Annotated in this window: 16 protein-coding genes; 12 read left to right on the top strand and 4 right to left on the bottom strand. The window is 52.5% G+C overall.

All coding sequences use genetic code 11. From position 1 onward, the window contains the following. Positions 1–6: 6 nt before the first annotated feature. From MHI42_RS05245 to spoVM, 5 genes are all read left to right on the top strand, one after another. On the top strand, positions 7–783 hold the full coding sequence (locus MHI42_RS05245) for a Stp1/IreP family PP2C-type Ser/Thr phosphatase (protein WP_039298018.1): 777 nt from the start codon (positions 7–9) through the stop codon (positions 781–783). Continuing rightward, positions 780–2,993, top strand: coding sequence for a Stk1 family PASTA domain-containing Ser/Thr kinase (pknB, locus tag MHI42_RS05240; RefSeq protein ID WP_342423018.1), 2,214 nt, complete (start codon positions 780–782; stop codon positions 2,991–2,993). Before MHI42_RS05245 ends, pknB begins: the two co-directional genes overlap by 4 nt. A 117-nt stretch (positions 2,994–3,110) precedes the next feature. Continuing rightward, positions 3,111–4,016, top strand: a complete 906-nt coding sequence (gene rsgA, locus MHI42_RS05235) for a ribosome small subunit-dependent GTPase A (RefSeq protein ID WP_342423017.1) — start codon at positions 3,111–3,113, stop codon at positions 4,014–4,016. A 4-nt stretch (positions 4,017–4,020) separates the two neighbouring features. Continuing rightward, the gene (gene rpe / locus MHI42_RS05230) at positions 4,021–4,689 is read left to right on the top strand and encodes a ribulose-phosphate 3-epimerase (protein WP_039298023.1); all 669 of its coding nucleotides are present in this window, start codon (positions 4,021–4,023) and stop codon (positions 4,687–4,689) included. A 171-nt stretch (positions 4,690–4,860) separates the two neighbouring features. After that, positions 4,861–4,941 carry a stage V sporulation protein SpoVM gene (gene spoVM, locus MHI42_RS05225; RefSeq protein ID WP_020431362.1) on the top strand — a complete coding sequence of 27 codons (81 nt, stop codon included), beginning with the start codon at positions 4,861–4,863 and terminating at the stop codon, positions 4,939–4,941. A 98-nt stretch (positions 4,942–5,039) separates the two neighbouring features. Here spoVM and rpmB read toward each other — a convergent pair whose 3' ends face one another. Then, positions 5,040–5,228 carry a 50S ribosomal protein L28 gene (gene rpmB / locus MHI42_RS05220; RefSeq protein ID WP_019911441.1) on the bottom strand — a complete coding sequence of 63 codons (189 nt, stop codon included), beginning with the start codon at positions 5,226–5,228 and terminating at the stop codon, positions 5,040–5,042. Positions 5,229–5,419: 191 nt separating this feature from the next. On the opposite strand from rpmB, the gene MHI42_RS05215 reads away from it, so the two are divergent. The 4 genes from MHI42_RS05215 (at position 5,420) to MHI42_RS05200 (ending at position 10,539) form a co-directional block, all read left to right on the top strand. After that, positions 5,420–7,198: a DAK2 domain-containing protein gene (locus MHI42_RS05215; protein ID WP_171716430.1), complete on the top strand. Its 1,779-nt coding sequence runs from the start codon at positions 5,420–5,422 to the stop codon at positions 7,196–7,198. A 60-nt stretch (positions 7,199–7,258) separates the two neighbouring features. Next, complete coding sequence (locus tag MHI42_RS05210) at positions 7,259–8,119, top strand: DegV family protein (RefSeq protein WP_171716429.1); 861 nt, start codon at positions 7,259–7,261, stop codon at positions 8,117–8,119. A 14-nt stretch (positions 8,120–8,133) separates the two neighbouring features. Next, positions 8,134–10,185: an ATP-dependent DNA helicase RecG gene (gene recG / locus MHI42_RS05205; protein ID WP_342423016.1), complete on the top strand. Its 2,052-nt coding sequence runs from the start codon at positions 8,134–8,136 to the stop codon at positions 10,183–10,185. A 66-nt stretch (positions 10,186–10,251) separates the two neighbouring features. After that, positions 10,252–10,539 (top strand): stage VI sporulation protein F, encoded by a 288-nt coding sequence (locus MHI42_RS05200; protein WP_039298036.1) that lies wholly within the window; start codon positions 10,252–10,254, stop codon positions 10,537–10,539. Positions 10,540–10,650: 111 nt separating this feature from the next. On the opposite strand, the gene MHI42_RS05195 is transcribed toward MHI42_RS05200, so the two are convergent. Both MHI42_RS05195 and MHI42_RS05190 read right to left on the bottom strand, forming a co-directional pair. Further along, on the bottom strand, positions 10,651–11,523 hold the full coding sequence (locus tag MHI42_RS05195; RefSeq protein WP_342423015.1) for a YitT family protein: 873 nt from the start codon (positions 11,521–11,523) through the stop codon (positions 10,651–10,653). A gap of 92 nt (positions 11,524–11,615) precedes the next feature. Then, positions 11,616–11,975 carry a hypothetical protein gene (locus MHI42_RS05190; protein ID WP_342423014.1) on the bottom strand — a complete coding sequence of 120 codons (360 nt, stop codon included), beginning with the start codon at positions 11,973–11,975 and terminating at the stop codon, positions 11,616–11,618. Positions 11,976–12,157: 182 nt separating this feature from the next. Here MHI42_RS05190 and MHI42_RS05185 point away from each other — a divergent pair, with 182 nt between their 5' ends. Together MHI42_RS05185 and MHI42_RS05180 are read left to right on the top strand one after the other, a co-directional pair. After that, a complete protein-coding gene (locus MHI42_RS05185) occupies positions 12,158–12,571 on the top strand; it encodes a DUF2500 domain-containing protein (protein WP_246354182.1) in 414 nt (137 codons plus the stop codon). 95 nt (positions 12,572–12,666) lie between these two features. Then, entirely contained in the window at positions 12,667–15,417 is a 2,751-nt protein-coding gene (locus tag MHI42_RS05180; RefSeq protein ID WP_342423013.1) for a calcium-translocating P-type ATPase, SERCA-type, read from the top strand. 99 nt (positions 15,418–15,516) lie between these two features. On the opposite strand, the gene MHI42_RS05175 is transcribed toward MHI42_RS05180, so the two are convergent. Continuing rightward, on the bottom strand, positions 15,517–16,446 hold the full coding sequence (locus MHI42_RS05175) for a C40 family peptidase (RefSeq protein WP_171716426.1): 930 nt from the start codon (positions 16,444–16,446) through the stop codon (positions 15,517–15,519). A 326-nt stretch (positions 16,447–16,772) separates the two neighbouring features. Here MHI42_RS05175 and MHI42_RS05170 point away from each other — a divergent pair, with 326 nt between their 5' ends. Next, entirely contained in the window at positions 16,773–17,846 is a 1,074-nt protein-coding gene (locus MHI42_RS05170) for an ABC transporter substrate-binding protein (RefSeq protein WP_342423012.1), read from the top strand. Positions 17,847–17,878 lie beyond the last annotated feature (32 nt).

Below are 17,878 nucleotides of genomic sequence, written 5' to 3'. Positions count from 1 at the left end.
GGATATTTGATCAGAACAGTTCAAGCCAGCGACATTGGCCGGGTACGTACCGTCAATGAGGATTCGGTCTGGATCGGCGCTACGCGCCACGGTTATACCCTCGGCATTATAGCCGACGGGATGGGGGGACATTTGGCTGGCGATACCGCGAGCAGGATTGCGCTGGAGACGGTCAGGAACATTCTGGACCAGCTGCAGCCTGATCTTCCGGAGGCAGAGCTGAAGGAGGCACTGTCAGCCGCCATATTAGAAGCCAATCACACGGTCCACAAAGAGGCTCAAAGCGATGAGAAATACCACAACATGGGGACTACCATCGTAGCTGCTCTACTGAAAGGGTCAGCGGGATACATCGGCCATATCGGAGACAGCAGGGCATATCTCATTCAGGACGGTGCTGCAATACAACTAACCGAGGATCATACGCTGGTCAATGAGCTGTTCAAGAACGGCCAGATCAGCCTGGAGGAGCTGGGCAGCCATCCGCGCCGTAATGTGCTGACCCGGGCCCTGGGGACGGATGCCGTGGTGTCTGCGGATCTGGCTTCTGTTACGCTTGCACTTGGGGAGCTTCTGCTGCTGTGCAGCGACGGACTCAGCAATTTCGTCAGCCCCGAGCATATGGCCAAGGTAGCCGGAATTCATGAGATTTCTCTGGAAGAAAGAGCGGATCGATTACTTCAGCTGGCATTGCTTGCCGGCGGCAACGATAATATCAGCGTTGCTATGTTAGAACACCAAGGAGAGGCCGCAGTGCCCGAGACAAAGGAGTGGGATAGATGATCGGTCACGAATTGGGCGGCCGCTACCAAGTCATCGAACGGATCGGTGGAGGTGGCATGGCGCTCGTCTACAGAGCCCATGACATTCTGCTCAACCGGAATGTTGCTATCAAAGTATTGCGCAACCAGTTTGTGCATGATGAGGAATTCATCCGCCGGTTCCGGCGGGAGGCGCAATCAGCGGCATCGTTATCTCATCCAAATGTAGTCAGCATTTACGATGTCGGCCAGGAAGATGAAGTCCATTATATTGTTATGGAATATATTGAAGGCAAGAATCTTAACGAAATCATTAAAGAGCGGGCTCCGCTGCAGGTTGACGAGTCCGTGCGGATTGCATCACAAATTTGTGATGCACTTGATCATGCGCATTTGAATCAGATTATTCACCGCGATATTAAACCTCATAATATTCTGATCGGCCGTAATGGCCGGGTTAAAGTAACGGATTTCGGAATTGCCCGGGCGGTTACGTCCACTACCATAACCCAGACGGGTTCCGTGGTCGGTTCTGTGCATTATTTCTCGCCTGAGCATGCCAAAGGCGTGACCACAGGAGAGAAGTCCGACCTCTATTCTCTGGGGATCGTGCTCTATCAGATGCTTACCGGGGTGCTGCCTTTTCTGGGGGAAAGTCCTATTAGTGTAGCGCTGAAGCATCTTCAGGAGGAATTTGAGGAGCCGCGCCTGCTGAATCCGCTGATTCCGCAAAGCGTGGAGAATGTAATCCTGAGATCAATGCGCAAGAATCCGGAAGAACGGTATCAGTCCGCTAAGCAAATGCTGCAGGATCTGGAGACCTGTCTGCTGCCAGAACGGCGGAGCGAGTCCAAGGTCTTATTCGATGACGAAGAGGACGAGGACAGAACGCGGGTAATTCCTGCAATCAAACCGCTCCAGCGGGGTCTGGGCAGCCGTGGCGGCGGCGGAGAGGAACGTGTCCGCAGTATGGAGGATGCTCCGCCTCCTCCACCCGGCAAGCGCAAATCGGGCCGTGCAGCACTGTGGATCAGTCTTACCCTGATACTGCTGATAGCCATGGGCGGGGTCGTCTGGTATGTCAACTCCAAATTGTCCGTGGATGAAGTGGCAGTGCCGGTTGTTACCGGTATTTCTTTTGAGCAAGCCAAAGCTGCCCTTGAAGAGGTGGGCTTGTTCGCAGAGGAGCCGCCCGTGCAGGAGTACAACGCGAATTTCGAAGAGAATATCGTCTGGAAACAGAGCAAGACTGACACGATGGTCAAGGAAGGGACGCATATTATTCTGACGGTAAGTACTGCTAAGGTACTGCCTAAGCTTAAGGATGTTTCTAATATGAGCTATGATGATGCAGTCAAGGAGCTAATTGCACTGGGTATTGCACAGGATAGAATCGGCAGTCCGGACGAACGTTTCAGTGAGGAATTTGAGAAGGGCAAAGTAATCAGCTCTGAGCCTGCAGCAAATAGTGAGTATGATCCTGAGACTGTAACGGTTAAGCTGATCGTGAGTAAGGGGAAAGAGAGCACGAATATGCCGGGCCTCCTTGGAATGACGGAGAAGGAAGCCAAAGCAGCGATTGAGAAAGCCGGCCTTGTGCTGGATGAAATTAAGGAAGAGCCAAGCTTCACGTATGAGAAGGGCAAAGTCACGAAGCAGTGGGCGTATGAGGAAGGGGATCAGGTTCCCCCCGGTGAGAAAATAACCATTTACCTCAGTTCAGGTTATCCTCCGGAAGCACTGGAATATACCTTTAACGTACCGGTTGCACCAGCAGTGGACGGACAGAAGAGCAAAATCCGCATTGTCTTTGCAGATGCGCGTAATAATGGCGAGAACCAGGAGTGGGGCACACGCACAATTGGCAAAAGTCAGACCTTATCCGTGAACATGTTGCTTGCTCCCAACAAGGATGGGATGGTATCCGTATACCGGGACGGGGATTTCCTCGAGACTTATCCTATAACTTACGTGGATGTCAAGAATAATAATGTGCAGACGCCTGAACCGCCTCCGGTTCAGACACAGACACCTGAGCCGACCGTTGCACCGACCGAGACTCCTGTTGAGCCGACAATCGAACCGGAGATTCTGCCGCCGGGCAGCGGAGAGGGCGAAGAGACAGGTGCAGGTGACCAGACGGGCTTCGTACCAGGTAAAGACAACAATAATAAACTGCTTGCCGCTTCCCCTGGAAATGGCAAGGGCAAAGGCAAGGACAAGAATAAATAAAAAGAGATAAGCTTCAGCGGGGCGGTGGCAACACCATTACAGCTGGAGCGGCGAAATGACCCGGGGATATAATCTTGGGTCATTTGCGCAAAATCAGGAGAGGAAGGCTTAATATGTATGCCTGAAGGAATCATTATCAAAGCGCTGAGCGGATATTATTATGTGAAGCCGCTTAAGGATGGACTCATCGCAACGGAGGAACAGGCTGTACAATGCCGGGGACGCGGAATACTTAAGAAAAGAGGAATAGCTCCTCTGGTAGGTGACCGGATTATCTATATGCTGACCGAGAACGGGGAGGGGATGGTGGATGAACTGCTCCCCCGTGATTCTGAACTGATCCGTCCGCAGGTAGCGAACGTGAAGCTGGCCGTACTGCTGTTCTCTGTACGGGAACCGGATATGAACCTCAACCTGCTGGACAAATTCCTCGTTCATATCGAGCATTCCGGACTGGACACGCTGATTGTACTGACCAAGCAGGATCTGGCGGATGATGAGGGCCAGGCTACAGAAGCAGTCAAAGCTCTCTATGAACAAATTGGCTATGAAGTAATGGTTACGAGCTCACTAAACGGATCAGGCGCCGATGAGCTGCGGAAGCGATTGGGCGGAATCATCAGTGTATTCTCAGGCCAGTCCGGCGTAGGGAAGTCAACCCTGCTGAACCGCCTCGTACCGGGCCTTGAGCTGGAGACAGGTGAAATCAGCATGCGGCTTGGCCGCGGGCGTCATACGACACGTCACGTTGAATTGATGGATATCGGGAATGGCGGTTTCGTGGCCGATACACCGGGGTTCAGCCAGCTGGACTTTCTGGAGCTGGGTGTGGATGAATTGTCCGAATGCTTCCGTGAGTTCGCTTCCTATGCGGAGAATTGCAAATTCCGCGGCTGCAGCCATCTTCACGAACCGGGCTGCAAGGTGCTAGAAGCATTGCAGGCTGGAGAGATTGCGGACAGCCGCTATGAGCATTACAAGCTGTTCTACAACGAAATGAAAGATAAAAAGCGGAGGTACTAAACACATGGTTATTATTGCTCCTTCCATATTGTCAGCAGATTTTGCCGCACTTGGCGCAGAAGTCGCGGAAGCCGAAGCCAGCGGTGCGGACTGGATTCATGTAGATGTGATGGACGGTCATTTTGTGCCGAACATTACCCTGGGTCCTGCCATTGTGGCAGCGGTCAAAGCCCATACTTCCCTGCCGCTTGATGTTCATCTGATGATCGAGAATCCGGAACGGTATATCGCTGATTTTGCCGCCGCAGGGGCGGCTGTAATTACCGTCCATGCAGAAGCTTGTGTACACCTGCACCGGGTGGTTCATCAGATCAAGGAGCTCGGCCTGATGGCCGGTGTGGCGATTAATCCGGGTACTCCGGCAGCTGCTGTGCGTGAGGTTCTCGAGGATGTTGATCTGGTGCTGGTCATGACAGTGAATCCGGGGTTTGGCGGACAAGCCTTCATTCCGCGTACGCTGCATAAGATTACACAGCTTAGAGAATGGGCCGGTGAGATCAATCACAAGGGGCTGCGCATTGAGGTGGACGGAGGAATTGCCGAAGCTACAGCACCTCTCGTGGCTCAAGCAGGGGCTGATGTATTGGTAGCGGGCAATGCGGTCTTCGGACGCAGTGACCGCGCAGGTGCAATCCGGGCGATCCGCGAGGCGGCGGATGGTGCTGTCCTTTAATCGCGAGTGCTTAGGTATAGGCCAAGTTATACCCGCATAAATATGGTTACATGAGCAGAAATCTCATGTAGCCTTTTTTTGTACAATAAGGGAGGTCTGCAGTTCGTTGGCATACACATCATGACAGGATAGTCTCCTACTGCATGGCATGAATTGATGGGAGGGTTAATCATGAAATTTTACACGTTCAAGCTGCCAAGATTTTTGGGAGGTTTTGTTAAAGCGATTTTGAACACTTTTCAGAAGAGCTGAGCGAGGCAGAACAGAAAACATGAAAAAAAGCACCTTACGAATGTAAAGGGTGCTTTTTGCTTCATATGAGATATCGCTAGGTCTAGGATAATCCAAGACTAAACGCGTTCAACTTTACCGGCTTTCAAAGCACGGGTGCTGACGTACACGCGTTTCGGTTTGCCGTTCACTAGGATACGGACCTTCTGAACGTTAACTCCCCAAGAGCGACGGTTGCGGTTGTTTGCGTGAGACACGTGGTTGCCGCTGCCCGGTTTCTTGCCTGTTACTGTACATTTGCGGGACATAGATTACACCTCCTTGTTACTTACACCTGCGTAAAACAATACTTAAATATAATATCACAGCAAAATTTGCTACGTCAACCGATTCAAAAACATTTATTTCTTTAGACTCTTATAGTACAATATAAATTAGTGCATTATGTCCAGTTAATCATAGAATTGATTAGGCATGAAGTTAGGAAGGGGAATTCTCATTGAGTAAGCGTTCTATAAACGGGACAGATTTTACCGCAATGGTACTCGCCGGTGCGGAAAAGCTGCAGCAGCATGCGGAGCATGTCAATTCTTTAAATGTTTTTCCGGTTCCGGATGGAGACACGGGAACAAACATGAATTTGACGATGACCGCTGGCGCGAATGAATTGAAGAAAAATAATACTGCCTCTGTAGGCCAATGTGCAGGAGTACTCTCCAAAGGACTCTTGATGGGCGCGCGGGGGAACTCCGGCGTTATTTTGTCGCAGTTATTCAGAGGTCTTGGACGTTATGCAGCCCAATATGAAGAATTGAACACGCAGCAGTTCGCTGCAGCACTGCAGACTGGCGTTGATACAGCCTACAAAGCAGTGGTTAAACCGGTTGAAGGCACGATTCTTACCGTCGCCAAGGAAGCTGCGAGACATGCAGTGTATTATGCGCGCCGTACAACGGATGTTACTGAGCTGATGACCGAGGTTTTGGCCAAAGCCAAGGAAGCGCTAGCCAATACACCTGAACTTCTGCCTGTGCTCAAGCAGGTCGGTGTTGTGGATTCCGGCGGTCAGGGTCTGGTCTACATCTATGAAGGTTTCCACCAGTATCTGACCAGCGGATCAGCCGCTGTACAGACACCTGTACAAGGACAAGCCTCAGTTCCTGCACCAATTCCTGCAGCAGTACTGACTAAACCTGAGAACGTATTGTCCTCCGTACAGTCTTCCGCCCAATCCCAGCTTTCTACGGAAGACATCGAATTTTTATATGATATGGAATTTTTCATCAACCGCCAGCTTGGCGCATCTGTGAAATCAGATTTTGATGAGGAAGTTTTTCGGAAAGCGTTGTCAGTTAACGGTGACTCCATTATCGTAATTTCGGATGATGAGACCATCAAGGTGCATGTGCACTCGAAGACTCCCGGCGAGGTGCTTAACCTGGCGCTGCTGCATGGTGAGATCACACAGATTCACATTCTTAACATGCGTGAGCAGCACCGCGATCTGTTGACAGCCGGAATGGATATTGCTCCAATGCCGGATGTATTCGCCGATATTCCGGAAGAGAAGGCCAGCATACAGTCGCCGGCAGTTCCTCCTGCGGATGATCTGGCGCCATACGGCTTCATCGCAGTCTCTTCGGGAGATGGAATCTCTGATATCTTCCGCAGTCTTGGCGTGGATGCCATCCTGGCCGGCGGCCAGACGATGAATCCTAGCACGGAGGATTTCGTTAATGCGATATCTTCTATTTCAGCGAAGCATATCTACATTTTGCCGAATAACTCCAATATAGTACTGGCTGCGCAGCAGGCCAAGGAGCTGCTGGAAGGCGAACGTGACATCACGGTTATCCCTAGCAAGAGTATTCCCCAGGGAATCTCGGCCGCCTTTGCTTTCCAGGAAGAGGAAGCGGTAGATGCCAACACGAGCAATATGCTGGAGGCAATCGCACAGGTCAAATCGGGACAGGTTACCAATGCCGTGCGCGATACAGTCATTGAAGAGCTGGAGATCAAAGCCGGGCAGTATATCGGAATCTCGAACTCCAAGATCGTTGCTGCCGCCGATGAATTGCTTGCTGTAAGCAAGCAGCTGCTGGCTAGCATGCTGGTGAACGGTGACGAGATTGTAACGGTGCTGACAGGTGCAGATGCCGAAGCAGACGTTACAGATTCCCTCAGCACATGGCTGGAAGAAACGTACCCGCAGGTTGAAGTAGAAGTTCATGATGGAGGCCAGCCGCTGTATTACTATCTTTTCTCAGTGGAACCATAGACATCTTAGACCTAAGCAAGCAGAGTGGATCAGCTAAATCATAGTAAGGGGAGGAAATCCATGAATCGTACCGTAATCGTTACCGACAGCACTTCCGATATCCCGCCTGCCTTGGCGGATCAGTACGGCATTGAAGTCGTTCCGCTGACACTGATGTTCGGCGAAGAGGCTTTCCGGGATAATCTGGATATGACTCCGGAGCAGTTCTATGAGCGTCTTCCCCGCTCGCCGCAGTTGCCGACCACCTCACAGCCGTCGCCGGTCGAATATATGAACGTGTACCGCAGTATTCTGGAACGTTATCCGGGCAGCAAGGTCCTGTCCTTCCATATCTCCTCCGGACTTAGCGGAACCTATCAATCTGCTGTCCTGGCCAAATCCATGCTGGAAGAGGAAGGGGAGTCGGTCACCGTGGTTGACTCCTTGTCCGCTTCCTACGGATTCGGGTTCATGGTAGTGGAAGCCGCTAGATTGGCCGGTCAGGGCAAGACGCCGGAGGAAATTCTGGAGCAGGTAGAGAGTCTGCGCAAATCGCGCAAGCTGTACTTCCTGGTGGATACGCTGGAATATCTCCAGAAGGGCGGCAGAATCGGCAAAGCGTCCGCCATCCTGGGTACGCTGCTCAATATCAAGCCGATCCTGTCAATTGATGCAGAAGGAATCATCTATGCGGTAGAGAAGGTTAGAGGCCGCAAGAAGGCAGTTGCCCGCATGATCGAGCTGTTCAAGGCAGATCTGCCGGGTGTGAACAAAATCAATGTGGCCGTGGGTCATACGGCTGAACCGGCTTCCGGCGAAGAATTCCTCAAGGAATTGTCCGGGCATTTCACCTTGGAAGAGAAGGTACTGACCAACATTGGACCTGTCGTAGGCAGCCATGTAGGCAACGGGACCTTAGCCGTATTCATCTGGCCCGCCTAGTATAGGGGATGAACATGGTGCTGGCTTTGGAATCAATTGAAGTGAAACAAATAACTGGCGTGAGCGCTCAAAAGCAAGGCGAGCTTCACGCCTTTGGCGTCTTTACAGTGAAGGATTTGCTGGAATACTACCCGTTCCGTTATGAGGATTTCCGGCCAAAGTCTCTTAGTGAAGTTAAGCATGGCGATAAAGCAACCGTCGTAGCTAAGGTAATCGGCATTCCGGTGCTGCAGCGCTTCGGGGGCAAATCACGTATGAGCTGCAAGATGGTGGCCGAGCCGTGGATGTTCACGGCAACATGGTTCAATCAGCATTATGCACGTGAGCAGCTGACAGTGGGCCGCGAAGTAGTATTAACCGGAAAATGGGACCAGAAACGCAATCAGATTACCGTAACCAATTATGAATTTCCGGACCGGGGAGAAGGCAAGACGGGAACCTTGCAGCCGGTGTACTCTGTAGGCGGCAAGATCACACAATCCTGGATCCGCAAAATCATAGGCCAGGCCCTGCAGCAGTATGGAGAGCTGATTCCGGAAATCCTCCCGCACAGTATTATGCGCAAGTATGATTTCATGTCGCGTAAAAAGGCAATTGCCACGATCCACCAGCCGGAGGATACACGCGAAGGACAGCAGGGAAGGCGCAGGATGGTCTATGAGGAGCTTTTCTTGTTCCAGCTCAAGGTACAGGCCTTCCGCGTACTGAACCGCGGCAGAATGGACGGTGTGGTCCATACAGTGGATAACGCCACAGTCCGCCAGTTCGTGCGGAGTCTGCCGTTTGAACTGACGGACGCCCAGAAGCATGTGGAGCTGGAGATTCTGCATGACATGCGCTCAGGGTACTGTATGAACCGGCTGCTGCAAGGGGATGTAGGCTCCGGCAAAACCGTACTGGCGGCTATTGCGCTGTATGCGACCGTACGATCGGGATTTCAGGGGGCACTGATGGTGCCGACTGAGATTCTGGCCGAACAGCATATACGCTCGCTCACCAGAATGTTTGAACCGTTCGGCATTACAGTCGGTCTGCTGACCGGCAGTGTGAACGGACGCAAACGTAAGGATCTGCTGGCTTCTCTGCAGCTGGGAATGCTGGATGTGGTCGTCGGAACCCATGCCTTAATTCAGGATGATGTCTTCTTCCGCAGTCTGGGACTTGTAGTCACAGATGAGCAGCACCGGTTCGGGGTGAACCAGCGCAGTGTCCTGCGGCGCAAGGGCTATAACCCGGACGTGCTGACGATGACGGCGACCCCGATTCCGCGTACGCTGGCTATCACTGTTTTTGGCGACATGGATGTGTCTACGCTGTCCGAACGGCCCAAAGGGCGTGTACCGATTACGACCTACTGGGTGAAGCCTGATCTGATGGAGCGGGTATTGAATCTGATCAGCCGTGAGATTGACCAGGGGCGGCAGGCCTATCTGATCTGTCCGCTTATTGAGGAGTCGGAGAAGCTGGATGTGCAGAATGCGATTGATCTGCATGTTCAGATGTCGCAGGCTTTCCCGAACTATAAGGTAGGGCTGCTTCACGGGCGGATGACGCCTGCAGAGAAGGATGAAGTGATGCGTGCCTTCTACAGCAATGAGCTGCAGCTGTTAGTCTCTACTACGGTCGTAGAGGTGGGTGTGGATGTACCGAATGCCACATTGATGATCATTATGGATGCCGACCGCTTCGGCCTCTCACAGCTGCATCAGCTGCGCGGACGGGTCGGCAGAGGAGAACATGCGTCCTACTGCGTGCTGATGGCAGATCCCAAATCGGAAATTGGCAGAGAGCGGATGACGGCGATGACGGATACGGATGACGGCTTCGAGGTGTCCCGGCGTGATCTGGAGCTGCGGGGACCGGGGGATTTCTTCGGGACGAAGCAGAGCGGGCTGCCGGAATTCCGGCTGGCGGATATGACGGCTGATTTCGAGACGCTGGAGCTGGCGCGTGATGATGCGGCAGAGCTGCTGCGGGATGCCGCGTTCTGGACATCGGCGGATTATGCTCCGCTGCGCGGGTATTTGCAGCAGGAGCAAATATTCCAGGGAGATTTAATTGACTGATTAGGCACATGCGGAGACCGGCCCTCATATACTGTGAATGATTGGATATGACGGGAGGTGCTATGCTTGGGTTATCAGCAATTCGGAATCAGTCCTGCGCTGGTGGATCGCATTAAGCTGAAGATGAAGAATCCGGCGGTTAAGGAACGCATCAAGAATATGATCAACGGAATTTCCAAGCAAGAGCTGCAGGACACTGCCGTTGTGCGCAGGCTGGTGCGCAACGCTTCTGCAGTGATGAATGAGAAGCTGACGTCCTCGCAGGAAGAGCAAATTGTTAAATTTGTGATTGCCCAGAAGATTGATCCGGGCAACACCTTTCACCTGATCCGCTTATGGGGAATGTTCCGCTGAAAGGGCGGAGCCTGCCCTTGACTGATCTAACCAAAAAGCGTTCCCGCAACTAAATGCGGGAACGCTTTTTGGTTGATCAGGGGCTGTAAGCTGTCCGCTGAATACCATCGGTCAACCTGGCGGGTGATTACGGAAGAGCGCGGAAATCCGGCTGTTCCGGGCCGCATTGATGACGATCTTACTGTCCTGGTCGCATCCGTGGACGATGGAAGCCAGCTCCTCTTCCTCCAGCCTGCTTGCCAGGCAGAAGACGGTGCCGGGCTGTCCGTCAGGTCCGGTGGACCTGACGAGTTTAACTTCGCGGTCAAGTGACTGCTGGAGCCTGCGGCGGATCTCTTCACAGTTGCTGCTCGTAATCCAGACAGCCTGGGAGAGGGATAGGTCTCTTAACGAGAAGCGCAGGGCTTCAAAGGCAAGCAGGTAAGCAATGATGCTGTACATAGCCTGATCCCAGCCGAACAATGAACCGCCGAAGAGCAGAATGGCACAGTTGAACAGCATAATGCCCATTTCAGCAGATTTGGGCGGACCGCCGTTCAGCAGCCGGACTCCCTGCTTCTCGCTTCCGCTGGTGATGCCTCCGAAGCGGACAGAGATGCCAAGCCCAAAGCCCAGACACAGTCCGCCGGCAATAGCGGCGGGCAAAGGTTCACTGGTGGCTGCAGGGAAGTGATGCAGGGCCAGCGAGCCCGCCGTCAGACAGATTAATCCAAGCATCGTATACAGGGCAAACCGGAGATTAATCTGCCTGCGCGACATTAGAATGAACGGAAGGTTGAGCAGGAACAGAAATAAGCCCAGACGCATTTCGGTTAAATGTGACAGCAGAGCAGACAATCCGGCGATTCCGCCAGGCAGCAGCTTATGCGGCATCAGGAACAGTTCCAGTCCCACAGCAGCGAGCAAGCCCCCGCCTATAACGGAGAGCAGGCGCAGGATTTTGGAATGGCGCAGGGGGGCAGCCCCTCTATATCTGATTTTCAATGGATTTCCTCCTTTCAGCAGGAAACCTGAATTTGTAGGTTCGATTGCTATAGATAATGCGTTGTGCGCTCAAAGGATTTATTGGAAAGCCTTTACCTTATAAAGTGTGATGTGCATTTCAGCGGATACAGCAGCAGCCGCTTCAGAATGATGTAAATGATGGGGAAGAACGACACACAGAGCAGAGGCGGGGACGCTTCCGGATGAAGCGCCAGCAGGTTCTCAGGATGGGCCAGACGCGCGGAAGGAATGTAATGGAACGTTGTGCTGTGCGCCCGGACCGGCTGAGCCATTTTATGCTCATAACGCTCCAGTCTGGCATGCTGCACTTCGGAAGCCTCCTGTTCGTTCAGCAGCTGGGAAGAAGCAGCCAGAAATGTCAGGAGAAGCACTGGTATGAAGGCCGCCTTCAGCAGCTTAGAAATGGACAAGCGCGCTAGATATGTCATCAAGAGAACACCTCCTTACTGTATATTGTAGTTAAAGCATAACATATGATTCTGGGCAGGACCAAACTTCCGGCGCTGTTTTTTTGAGGTAAATGTCTTGAAAACACGAAACCGGAGCTGTTACACCGCGTATTCTCTAGTAAAATGAACATTTTATAATTATTTTTACCAAAGGAGCGTTTAATTTGCATAAAGAGAGCATTTTTAACGGATTTCTGAATTCGGCTGTAGCCAGTTCCTCCCGCGGCTTCTTCTCCGAAGGGCCTTATTTATTACAGCTTGTGCTGCTGCTGATCGCAGTTTTTGTTGCTTACACTATTGCCAGAGCCCTGAAGATCTGGATGACCAATAATGCCAGTCCGCTCGAGTCGAGGGTGGCGACAGCTGTTACGAAACGCACAGAGGTCTGGGGCGGCAGAGGGCATGCGGGTACACATACCAGCTACTATGTAACCTTTGAATTCCAGAACGGGAGCCGGAGGGAGCTGGAGGTGAAGGCCAAAGCGTATGGTCTGATCGTTGAGGGAGACAGGGGGGAGCTGTCCACCAAGGGGACCCGGTTCAAAGGATTTGCCCGTTCGGGCAGGCGTAACCTTTGATAAATCTACATATGTTTTTAGAATTCTCCTGCTATTTTTGGGTAAAACTCCATATAAGGGTTTGAACTAAATAAATTATAGAAGGAGCGGATGACTTGAACTCAGATTCTGCTAAAAGCAAAAGTAAAGAAGGTGTATTGTTCCATACTCTGGATACGGCCGAGGTGCTGAAGCAGCTGGAGAGCAGGGAAGCCGGACTGACTGCAGAAGAAGCGGCAAGGCAACTGGAACGTTACGGCAAAAACATGCTGCAGGAAGCCAAGTCCAAATCGCTGCTGGCTAAATTCATTGAGCAGTTCAAGAATGTAATGATCTTCATCCTGCTGGCGGCTGCCGTACTCTCGGGAATCCTCGGAGAGTGGACGGATACCGTTATTATTTTGCTGGTGGTGATCCTGAACGCGGTGCTGGGTGTCATCCAGGAGAACAAAGCGGAGCAGGCGCTGGAAGCGCTCAAAAGCATGTCCTCTCCGCAGGCGAGAGTCCGCCGGGGCGGACAGGTCACAGAGATCAAAAGCGAGGAGCTGGTGCCAGGCGATATTGTGCTGCTGGAAGCCGGCAACGTGGTGCCTGCTGATCTGCGTCTGCTCGAAGCGGCGTCACTGAAGACCGAGGAGGCGGCGTTGACGGGCGAATCCCTGCCCTCGGATAAGCAGTCGGGAGTGCTTGCGGGCAACGATCTTGTGATCGGTGACCGGACGAATATGGCTTATATGAGCAGCAGCGTTACCTATGGCCGGGGTGTGGGTGTGGTAACGGCTACGGGAATGCATACCGAAGTGGGCCGGATCGCCGGATACATCTCGGAGGCGGAGAATGAAGTTACCCCTTTGCAGAAAAAGCTGGATGAGCTTGGCAAATATTTCACCTTCATTATTCTGGGTGTCTGTGTCGTTATCTTCGTGGTCGGCTGGCTGGAGGGCAGAGAGCTGCTTGATATGCTGCTGACCTCCATCTCACTTGCGGTAGCGGCGATTCCGGAGGGTCTTCCGGCCATCGTAACCATCATTCTGGCGCTAGGCGTGCAGCGGATGGCTAAGCGCAAGGCAATTATCCGCAAGCTGCCTGCGGTGGAGACACTGGGCAGTACAGAGATTATCTGTTCTGACAAGACGGGCACATTAACACTTAACAAAATGACCGTGGAAAAGCTGTATGTGGGCGGAGAGACGGTTGAGGCCGATGCGAAGCTTAACGAAACGCCGGGCGATGATTTGCTTCTGCAGGCGATGACCCTATGCAATGATTCCAGCATAGACGAAGGCAAAAGTGCTGGAGGGAAAGCTACAGATGGAGCCGGGGCAGAGGCGAAGCCTGGTTCAGCAGGCGGGACCCGGAGCGGTAAAGCCCTTATCGGCGACCCTACCGAAACGGCGCTGGTTGACTTTGCACTCAGCATCGGGACTGACAAACGGGAGCTGGAGCAGCGTTATCCGCGGGTGAATGAGCTGCCTTTTGATTCGGACCGCAAGCTGATGACGACGATCCATAAGCTGGATAACGGCGGGTTCAGGGTGCTGACCAAGGGAGCGCCGGATGTACTGGTGTCCAAATGCAGCCATATTCAAGAGAATGGCACTGTGGTGCCCTTGACGGAGGCACATATCAGCCGAATCACAGCCAGCAACAAAAGTCTGGCAGACGAGGCGCTGCGGGTGTTGGCGTTTGCTTACCGCGACCATGCAGAGCAGCCCTCCGATCCTTCAACGGAGGGGACGGAGAAGGATCTGGTGTTCATCGGCCTGACCGGGATGATCGATCCGCCGCGTGAGGAGGTCCGGGATGCGGTTGCCGTATGCCGACGGGCGGGCATCCGGCCGGTGATGATCACCGGGGACCACCGGGACACGGCTGCAGCCATTGCTAAGCGGCTTGGAATCATCGACGATGACAAGGCAGTGCTGACCGGCCGCGAGCTGGATCAGATCAGCGAGGCGGATTTTGCCACAAGAGTGGCCGATTATTCCGTGTACGCCCGTGTATCGCCTGAGCATAAGGTACGGATCGTCAAGGCCTGGAGACAAATGGGCAAAATTGTTGCTATGACCGGTGACGGAGTTAATGATGCGCCTGCGCTGAAATCAGCGGATATCGGTGTTGGTATGGGCATCACAGGAACAGATGTGGCCAAAGGCGTATCCGACATGGTATTGGCCGATGATAACTTCACCACGATTGTCGTTGCTGTCGAAGAAGGCCGCAAGGTATACAGCAACATCCGCAAAGCGATCCAGTTCCTGCTGTCGGCCAATTTGGGGGAAGTGGTGACCCTGTTCATTGCGACACTGATCGGCTGGCGGATTCTTGAACCGATTCATATCCTGTGGATTAATCTGGTCACAGATACCCTGCCGGCGCTCGCGCTCGGACTGGAAAAAGCGGATAATGATGTGATGTCGAAGAAACCGCGTAAATCAAGCAGCAGTATTTTTGCCGGAGGCGTGGGGATCGGAATCATCTATCAAGGGCTGCTTGAGGCGGCACTGACCCTGCTGGTGTATTACTGGGCACATACCCATTACGATGAAGGTGTTGCAGTCACGATGGCCTTTGCTACGCTGGGACTACTGCAGCTTACCCATGCATTCAATGTCAGATCCAATACGAAGTCATTGTTTCAGATCGGCTTGTTCAGCAACCGCTACATGCTGGGGGCTTCGGTCATCTCGGGACTTCTGCTGGTGCTGGTTATTATCATTCCCGGGCTGAATGAATGGTTCGGAGTGGAGCATCTGAGCGGTCTGCAGTGGGGAATTGTCTGCGGGGCTGCAGTGGCGATAGTGGTTATTGTGGAGCTGGTGAAGCTGGTTCTCCGCTTAAGCGGGCGCAGTAAGAACTGGGAATAGTATACTGCCGGATAATGGCGGTGGCATAAAAAAATGCAAGGAGGTACGGCGCTTCTGCAGAAGCCCGTAACCTTCCTTGCATTTGTTATATTTAGGGGATTATAACACCCGCTGCATGTGCAGAATAACATTACTCCAGTACCCGCTGTCCAGGTCACTGATCTGTACTCCGGGATCGCCCCAAGTATGAATGAAACTGCCGCCCCCCATGTAGATGCCTACATGACCGGGAATGGCGTCGCTCTCGAACCGGCCGGGTACCGTGAAGAAAATTAAATCCCCGGGCTCCAGCTCGCTCCTTGATATGCGTCTGCCGATATTATCCTGATCTTTGGCCAGCCGCGGGAGATCTACGCCAAATTTCTTGAATACATGACGGGTGAAGGATGAGCAGTCAAACCGTTTGGTCTCCTCATAAGGTCCGGCACCGAAATCGTAGGGTACGCCGAGATACTTCTTGGCATAGGCGATCAGTTCACCGGTATCCACATTGGAGACGCTCTGGATCCGCAGCGGCTTGGCTGCTTCACCTGCACCTGTATTGGCGGTAGTATCCCTGTCAGAAGGGGCAGCAATATTGATCTCTCCGGTGCTCGGGTTCCAGCCAACCTCGGTCTGCAGCAGCTTGGATAATGAATTAGGCGTGATGTAGATCTGACCTTCGCGGCGGATGGGAACGTCCGGCAGGGTGATCTTCTCCCCCAGGGAGAAAACCTGGCTGGAATCCGGACGGAGCATGTACATTACATCGCTGTAGCCCAGCTTGGTATATCCTCCGCTCGAAGTGTCGTCTTTCATTCGGTATCCTATGGAGGCAGCGGCTGGCTTCAACGGAATCCAATACTTGCCTTCTTTGTCCGTGATGGAATTCTTCTCATAGTAGCTTCCGGCAAATGTTCCGGTTGGCGTAACCGAATTCACCTTCGGGGTAGTGTCCTTGCTGGAATAGCTGCAGGCGGTTGAGCCAAGAATGACGGCAGTAAGCACTGCGGCTGTGGCCGCAGTTTTGGATGAATTGATTATTGGCATTTGGCACGCTCCATCTTCAAACTTTAAGTAAAGTTTGTGCAGGGCGGCTTTTTTTATGTGGAAAAGGCTTTAGCAATCAATGTCAAGAGCAACAGGCTTGTTCTTGTCGAAACATCAGCCCATTGTGCGTTTTTTGTAAAATATGGAGCCGTGATAAATGATTGACGGAAAATCAACCTACATATAATATATGTTTAATAGATTGCGGCAGTGGATGCGGAAATGGTGCGGGCTTTTGCTTTAATGCTTTCAAAGATGAAAGCGATAATGCTGAACCGCTAACCCAGGTTCGCGCGCTGAATCCGTAAAAGAAGAGGGGTTATCTGATGAAGAGAAAGAACATTTGGCTTGGCCTGAGTATGTCCTTGATGCTGGTAGCAGCAGGTTGTGGTAACAATAATGCAGCCGTAAATAATGGAGCTAACGCAGGAAATACTCCGGCAAACGCAACCAGCGCTCCGGCAGACACCGGTTCTGCGGACACGAAATCCTATACGATTGCCATCTCACAGTATGTAGAACATCCGTCGCTGGATGCTACACGGGAAGGCTTCCTGGCGGCACTGAAGGATGCCGGAATCGTAGAAGGTGAGAACTTGAAGGTGGATCTGGAGAATGCCCAGGCGGATCAGGCGAACAACCTGTCCATTGCCCAGAAGATTGCGGGTGACAAGAATGATCTGGTGCTGGCGATCGCCACTCCGTCCGCACAATCCATTGTCCAGAAAGTGAAGGATACGCCGATTCTGTTCGCGGCAGTCACTGATCCGCTGGATGCCAAGCTCGTAAGCGACCTGGAACATCCCGGCGGCAATGTCTCCGGCGCATCCGATACGAACCCTGAGTCAATTACACGACTGATGAATTTCATCGCAACGCAGTTCCCGGATGTGAAGAAGCTGGGGCTTGTCATTAATGAAGGTGAACCTAACGCAGTAGTTATGGCGGATATCGCCAAGGAAGAATTGGACAAGCACGGGATTGAGCTGGTGAAGGCAGCCATCACGAATACGTCGGAAGTGAAGCAGGCGGCTGAATCCCTTATAGGACGTGTGGATGCCCTTTACATTACACTTGATAACTCCGTCGTAAGCGGTGTGGATACGATTATTCAGACAGCTAATGACAACAAGCTGCCGTTCTTCTCGGCAGACCGTGATACGGTTGAGAAGGGTGCTTTTGCCACTGTGGGCTTCAAATACTATGACCATGGCTACCAGGTTGGCGAAATGGCAGTGGAAGTACTTAAGAACGGCACAAGTCCAGGCGACATGAAAATAACGATGCAAGAGAAGCTGGATCTCATTCTTAACCTCAAAGCGGCAGCAGCACAAGGCATTGAAGTAACGGATGCTATGAAGGCTGAAGTTGCAGATCCTGACAATAACATTATTCAATAACATACAGTTATCATAACGGGGCGTTTCCAATG

Origin of the sequence: Paenibacillus sp. FSL E2-0178, from assembly GCF_038593005.1 — a bacterium.
GTDB classification, from domain to species: Bacteria; Bacillota; Bacilli; order Paenibacillales; family Paenibacillaceae; genus Paenibacillus_AQ; species Paenibacillus_AQ phytohabitans.
This window is presented reverse-complemented; position numbering and strand designations above follow the sequence as displayed.

Bases quoted from the DNA above. Each gene is read 5' to 3' on its own strand.
- recG (WP_342423016.1), top strand. From the start codon at position 8,134: ATGGTGCTGGCTTTGGAATCAATTGAAGTGAAACAAATAACTGGCGTG.
- MHI42_RS05175 (WP_171716426.1), bottom strand. From the start codon at position 16,446: ATGCCAATAATCAATTCATCCAAAACTGCGGCCACAGCCGCAGTGCTT.
- rpmB (WP_019911441.1), bottom strand. From the start codon at position 5,228: ATGTCCCGCAAATGTACAGTAACAGGCAAGAAACCGGGCAGCGGCAAC.
- spoVM (WP_020431362.1), top strand. From the start codon at position 4,861: ATGAAATTTTACACGTTCAAGCTGCCAAGATTTTTGGGAGGTTTTGTT.
- MHI42_RS05170 (WP_342423012.1), top strand. From the start codon at position 16,773: ATGAAGAGAAAGAACATTTGGCTTGGCCTGAGTATGTCCTTGATGCTG.
- rpe (WP_039298023.1), top strand. From the start codon at position 4,021: ATGGTTATTATTGCTCCTTCCATATTGTCAGCAGATTTTGCCGCACTT.
- rsgA (WP_342423017.1), top strand. From the start codon at position 3,111: ATGCCTGAAGGAATCATTATCAAAGCGCTGAGCGGATATTATTATGTG.
- MHI42_RS05210 (WP_171716429.1), top strand. From the start codon at position 7,259: ATGAATCGTACCGTAATCGTTACCGACAGCACTTCCGATATCCCGCCT.
- pknB (WP_342423018.1), top strand. From the start codon at position 780: ATGATCGGTCACGAATTGGGCGGCCGCTACCAAGTCATCGAACGGATC.